The organism is Cupriavidus sp. 05T41 (genome assembly GCF_056396525.1).
Window position 1 is genome coordinate 1 of record NZ_JBFTLQ010000184.1, and the last position, 3144, is coordinate 3144.

Sequence of the window (3144 nt, forward strand, 5' to 3'; positions counted from 1 at the left end):
GCAGCAGTCCGCCATAGAGAGCGGCAAGTTCTTCTTGCGTATCCTCGTATGGTTTTTCCCCATTGAACTTGGGTCCGCGATACATGGTGTGTTTGCACCATTTTTGCAGGGCGTCGTCATCGAAAATGGCAATGAATGCGCTAACGGCCAGTACGATCCAGGTGCCACGAAGCAGGATGCGCCGCATCAGTAGGGCGACGGTTTCCTTGCCCAGGAATGCGGCAGATCTGGCTAGAGCGCTAAGCAAAGGAGACCAACKAGAATAAACTGCGCGCTCGGCTAACAATTTGAGCATCGGCCCCGCCGCTGCAAATGCGATGCTGGCCTGACTCGCGATCATGGTGAGCGTCACCGTGAAACGGGTCAGATAAGCCGCAGTCAACCCACGATTTCCGTGCCTTCGGGCTTCGTCTGCATCGGACCAGTCGTACCTAGCGAGATAGATGCCAACTGCCGTAGCCAACGCCCCACCCCATATCTTGAGTCCACCAAGAAAGACCGTAGCGCCCACGCYCGTCGTACTGSCRGSGGCATAYTGGCGYAGSACSAYCTCSGTGCCGCAGGCCAACACTTCCAGACCKGCCGCGAAGGTTGTCAWGGCGGCGGCCAACTCCGCTTTTTCCTTTTCGTCCTTGGTSCCTTTGAGCCAYTTRTGGCCGAACAGGGCGGCCTCGAACACAAGCAGCCAGCCAAGGCCGGGCTCGACCACGGCGCGGTAGCGTGTGCGGCGAAAGCCGGTGTCGCCTTGCTCGAAGCGGCTGACCAGCCCATGGACATGGCGCACCGGTTCGTCGCCACGCCAGAGGGTGAGCAGGGCGGCAGGTCGAGGATGGTGGCGAAGTCGAGGTCGGGGTCGGCGTGGGTCAGCTGCACGTCGAGGCGGAAGGTCTCGGAGAGGGCTTCGTCGAGATCGAACTCGATGACCTCAAAGTCTACCCCGCCGATGACGGCGAAGGTGAAGCGCAGGTCGGATTGGGTTGCCATGCTATCTCCATTACGTCTTTGCGACGTGCTTGCGATCTGGGCGCCGACCAGGACGCACGGCCCAGCGGTGCGCGTTGGCCAATAGCTGCTMGCGGATGTCTGGCGGGTAGTTGTSGGCAGTGGACAAGGCGGGTATGGGCTTGCCCGGCAGGCCGGCCTCGCGGATGACCTTGGGCCAGCGCGGTCGCCAGCACAGCAGCAGCGATGCCCAGTGGGACAAGCCGAGGATGATGAAAGCCGGCGAAATCATCAGGCAGCCGACCCAGATGAGGGGACCGCCTTCGCGCAGGAAGGGCCCCAAGGCCTCGAACTGCGCGATGAAGGCTTGCCACGGCAGCGGCAGTTGCGAGCTGATGCGTGGTTCTGGGATAGCCGACAGGCCGCCCTCGTCCATGTAGCGGCGGATGAATTCCCATTCCGCCTGCAAATCCGCCTCACCGCTGCTTTGCTTGCCGACAAAGGCTATGACGGGAAAGGGCAGCGGCGTGTCGTCGGCGAACCAGCCGAGAAGCAAGCGCTGGCCGGCGACTTCCATCGAACTGACGCCCTCCCAGGGCACAACGACAATCCCTCCACAGCTAGGAGGGCGATGCAGATAGACCTGCTGCGTGACACGGTTGAAGCGGATCAGCAGATGGCGGGAGGTCAGCACTTGCAGTCGCGTGAAGCGAAAGGCGTATTTGAAATAGAACCAGAGGGGGACTCCGGAAAGGAGCGTTCCGAATATTGCCATGATGATGTCGCTGGCAGTTAGTGCCCTGCCAAACACGGTTTCGTTGCCCATGATAACGGCCCAGAAGATGGGCAAGTCCATATCAATCCAAATGCCAAACAGCAGATAAATGACGGCACCTGAAACAAGAGTTACCAGACCGCGCTTATCCTCCATGCCGCCAGAACGCATTTCCAGATAGATGTCGTTGCAGGCATAGACCGGACCTCGCGTCTTGGCCTKTGCGAACCGTTTTGCCGCCTGATTCGCTTTGTCTTCGGCCACGGACTCTTCATAGACGGGCTCCACGACCGGTCGGCTTGGACCAGGGTCCTCCACATTTTTCTTGTACCACTCATCGGACTTGATATTGCCCAGCCACATGATCCACTCGGCGAAATACATCAAAGCACCTCTTGCAGTCCGCCGTAGAGCCCGGCAAGTTCTTGTGCCGTATCCTTGTACAGCTTTTCCCCATTGAACTTGGGTCCACGATATATCGTCCGCTTGCACCATTTCTGCAGGGCATCGTCATCGAAAATCGCGATAAGCACAGTGACGACAATTGTCACCCAGGTGCCACGGAGCAATATTCTTCGCATCATTAGAGCGACAGCTTCCTTACCCAGGTAGGCCGCTATGTTGGCGAGGAAGTTAATCCCAGAGAACCAGCGAGTATTTATCGCACGTTCGGCTAGCAACTTGAACATCGGTCCGGCCGCTGCAAATGCGATGCCGGCTTGACTCGCTATCATKGCGATTGATACCGCGAAGCGGATTCGATAAGCCATCCACAGCAGTGTATTTCCCTGTTTTTCAGCTTCGACGCCATCGGACCAGTCGTACCTAACGAGATAGATGCCCGCTGTCGTAGCCAGCGCGCCACCCCACAACTTGAGTCCACCAAGAAAGACGGTAGCGCCCACGCCCGTCGTACTGGCGGCGGYATATTGGCGCAACACGATCTCCGTGCCGCAGGCCAACACCTCCAGACCGGCCGCGAAGGTTGTTATTGCGGCTGCGGCCAACTCCGCTTTTTCCTTTTCGTCCTTGGTSCCTTTGAGCCAYTTATGGCYGAGCAGGGCGGCCTCGAACACAAGCAGCCASCCACTGGCGCGCACTTTGTAGAATTCACTGGAGCGGGCRTCSACCAGTTCGGTGGCGAAGGCGAAGTTSACATTGCGCTTSACSTGMGCGCGCAAGAMCTTGGGGTCGGCRCTGCGCCCGATCGCCTGYAGYTCCTTGAGCCGCAGTTTGACGGCTTGCYTGCCGATGCCGGCGGCCAGYAACGAGCGGCTGAAACCGTGGACGAACCACTCCATGCCCTTGGGCGCGTGGCGCAATGTCTGACGCCCCAGGCTGGTGTACCAGGCGAGTGCGCCGCCGGCGAGCCKGGCATGGCCGGCCTTTTCCATTTCCTCGTACAGCCCGTTGGCCTTGTCGAACAT

Annotated in this window: 4 protein-coding genes; all 4 read right to left on the minus strand. The window is 59.4% G+C overall.

Annotated features, from left to right (window positions below):
- A partial coding sequence (locus AC1DKV_RS40290; protein ID WP_477139743.1) for a hypothetical protein occupies positions 1-382 on the minus strand: 382 nt, incomplete at its 3' end.
- A 212-nt stretch (positions 383-594) separates the two neighbouring features.
- Positions 595-984, minus strand: a complete 390-nt coding sequence (locus AC1DKV_RS40295; protein WP_477139744.1) for a hypothetical protein — start codon at positions 982-984, stop codon at positions 595-597.
- A 10-nt stretch (positions 985-994) separates the two neighbouring features.
- Positions 995-2101: a DUF6708 domain-containing protein gene (locus AC1DKV_RS40300; RefSeq protein ID WP_477139745.1), complete on the minus strand. Its 1107-nt coding sequence runs from the start codon at positions 2099-2101 to the stop codon at positions 995-997.
- The coding region (locus AC1DKV_RS40305; RefSeq protein WP_477139746.1) for a hypothetical protein at positions 2101-3144 on the minus strand (1044 nt) is incomplete at its 5' end. The genes AC1DKV_RS40300 and AC1DKV_RS40305, both read right to left, overlap by 1 nt.